General features: G+C 58.3%; 3 protein-coding genes and 1 pseudogene. All 4 read left to right on the top strand.

Annotation, left to right across the window (positions count from 1 at the left end; genetic code table 11):
• Nucleotides 1-757 (top strand): annotated as a pseudogene (locus ACOCD2_RS15735) (conjugal transfer protein TrbE); the annotation flags it as partial.
• The gene (locus ACOCD2_RS15740; RefSeq protein WP_293646568.1) at nt 754-1,512 is read left to right on the top strand and encodes a VirB8/TrbF family protein; all 759 of its coding nucleotides are present in this window, start codon (nt 754-756) and stop codon (nt 1,510-1,512) included. The pseudogene ACOCD2_RS15735 and the gene ACOCD2_RS15740, both read left to right, overlap by 4 nt.
• Nucleotides 1,513-1,531: 19 nt before the next feature.
• Nucleotides 1,532-2,446 carry a P-type conjugative transfer protein TrbG gene (gene trbG / locus ACOCD2_RS15745; RefSeq protein ID WP_293646570.1) on the top strand — a complete coding sequence of 305 codons (915 nt, stop codon included), beginning with the start codon at nt 1,532-1,534 and terminating at the stop codon, nt 2,444-2,446.
• Nucleotides 2,443-2,856 (top strand): conjugal transfer protein TrbH (locus ACOCD2_RS15750; protein ID WP_293672709.1); only part of this gene is annotated, 414 nt, incomplete at its 3' end. The genes trbG and ACOCD2_RS15750, both read left to right, overlap by 4 nt.

Raw genomic sequence — 2,856 nt, forward strand, 5'->3', positions numbered from 1 at the left:
CGTGAGCATGCACGAAAGCGGGGCCAGAACGCTATCGGAGTTCTCTACCACGATACAGGACCTGGCGATCAGGGAAGCGATCAGGCAATACACGGTAGACGGCTCGATGGGCCATCTCCTCGATGCCGAAGAGGACGGACTGTCGTTCAGCGACTTTACGACGTTCGAGATCGAGGAGCTGATGGATCTGGGCGAAAAATACGCGCTTCCGGTCCTGCTTTACCTGTTCCGTCGCATAGAGCGGAGCCTGAAGGGTCAGCCGGCCGTGATCGTGCTGGATGAGGCCTGGCTGATGCTGGGGCACCCGGCATTCCGCGCCAAGATCAGAGAATGGCTCAAGGTCATGCGTAAGGCGAACTGTTCTGTGGTTCTGGCCACGCAGAGCCTGACCGATGCCGCCAACTCCGGCATCCTGGATGTCATTGTCGAATCGACGGCAACGAAGATTTTCCTCCCCAACGTATTCGCACGCGACGAAGACACGGCGGCACTCTATCGCCGTATGGGCCTCAACACCCGGCAGATCGACATTCTGGCGACCGCCATACCCAAGCGACAGTATTACTACGTCTCCGAGAAGGGACGCCGGCTCTTCGAGCTGGCACTTGGCCCGCTCGCGCTGTCGTTCGTCGGCGTATCCGATAAGGAGGCCGTTGCGGTCATCAAGCAGCACGAAACCAAGTATGGCGACGGCTGGGTAGAAAAATGGCTTAAGAGTCGCGGACTCACCTTGAATCAGTATTTGGAGGCAGCATGAGCGTTGCAGACACATTGAAAGGGCGGGTGTTCAAGAAACCAGCAGTCCCGAGGAAGACGGAAGAGCCCATTGACGGCGACCGTCGGGCTGGGGAGACGGAGAATCCGTATCTCGCCGCCAGAAGGACGTGGAACGATCATGTGGGCTCACAGGTCGCATCCCGCCGCATGTGGCAGATTGCCGCATTGATGGCGTTCATGGTGGTGCTGGCGGCGATTGGCGGGATCATCCAGATCGGCAGCCAATCGAAGTTCATTCCCTACGTCGTGGAAGTGGACAAGCTGGGGCAGCACGTAGCCGCTGGCGCTGTCCAGTCAGCGAGCAAGGCAGACCCGAGAGTGATCAAGGCCAGCGTCGCGGAGTTCATCAGTGACGCCCGCCTGGTCACACCGGATGTGGCGGTGCAAAGGGCCGCCGTCTTCCGTTTGTACGCCAGGTTGGGGCCCAACGATCCGGCCACTCAGAAAATGAATGAGTGGCTGAACGGTGATGAAGAGAAGACGCCGTTCCAGCGGGCCACGAAAGAGATGGTGAACATCGACATCACTTCGATACTTCCGCAATCGCCTGACACCTGGCAAGTCGATTGGACGGAAACGACGAGGGACCGGCAGGGCATCGTGAAGACCCGGCAAAACATGCGCGCCCTGGTCACGGTGTACATCGCCACATTGAATCAGCAATCAGAAGAAGATATGCGCAGGAATCCTCTGGGGATCTTCGTGCGCGACTTCTCCTGGTCAAATCTTCTGTAATCCGAAGAGACCATCCACCATGCGTAAAAAATATATTGCATTGATTATGGGTGCCGCCCTGGTGGTACCCTCTCTTGGCCTGGCCGCTGGCTCGACAACGGACATGGCCGAGAAGTATTTCTCGAAGAACAACCCGAAACTGACCGCGCAGGAAAAGGCCGCGATTGCGATAGCAAAGCGGTGGGCTGCCGGCACACCGACCGGCATGAAGCCGGTAGCGGGTGCGAACGGATCGGTACGTTTCCTGTTCGGTGCGCAGCAACCGAGCATCGTGTGCGCTGTGCTTCAGGTCTGTGATGTCGCGCTTCAGCCTGGCGAGCAGGTGAACTCCATTCACCTGGGCGATACCGCCCGCTGGACGGTGGAACCGGCGATCACCGGCAGCGGTCCCACGGAGACGCTGCACCTGATCATCAAGCCCATGGACGTCGGTCTGGAAACGTCGCTCATCGTGACGACGGACCGGCGCACCTATCACATGCGGCTGAAGTCACATCGGACGCAGTACATGCCGCAGGTTGCATTCACGTATCCGGAAGATGCGCTGGCGAAGTGGGACACACTCCACAAGCGCGAGGTACAGAAACGGGAACGGGAGAGCAACACCCTCCCGCAAACCGGCGAATACCTGGGCAATCTGGATTTTGCATACGATGTTGACGGCGATGCACCGTGGAAGCCGGTGCGTGTGTACAGTGACGGCAAGAAAACGATTATCCAGATGCCCAGGGTCATGTCGCAGACCGAAGCGCCGAGTTTGCTGGTGCTGCGCAAAAAGGGAGGCTGGTTCGCAGACGATGATGTGACGCTGGTCAATTACCGGGTCCAGGGAGATCGCTTCATCGTGGATATGGTGTTCGAAAAAGCGATTCTGGTGTCGGGCGTGGGTAGCTCGCAGGACCGTATCACGGTATCCCGGAGGCATGAATCATGAGACAGGTTTTCATCGTCGTGCTGGCGCTGGTGATGAGCGGCTGCACCACCATGAGCAAATACGGCAGCTTCCTGCCGGAAGACCAGAAAGTCGTTGAAGCGAAGATCGCCGATGACGCTGTGAAACAGCTCATAAAACTGTACCCACCTGCAAAGAGCCGCTTCAACATGAAACACGCCGCAAAAGGGGTATTCGGCATCACGCTGGTCCGGAAGCTCCGGGAAGCAGGGTACGCGGTAGAGGAGTTCGCGCAGCGCGAAACCGCTGTGACCGCACGAGATGGCCTCTCACTGGGTTACATCCTCGATGTCGCCGGCGCGCCGGACTTTTACCGATTGACCCTGATGGTCGGTAATCAATCGATCAGCCGGCCGTACATAAAACAGGGCACTGAAGTATTGCCGGCCGGT

This window comes from Thiolapillus sp., from assembly GCF_048562965.1.
Taxonomy (GTDB): domain Bacteria; phylum Pseudomonadota; class Gammaproteobacteria; order Chromatiales; family Chromatiaceae; genus Thiolapillus; species Thiolapillus brandeum_A.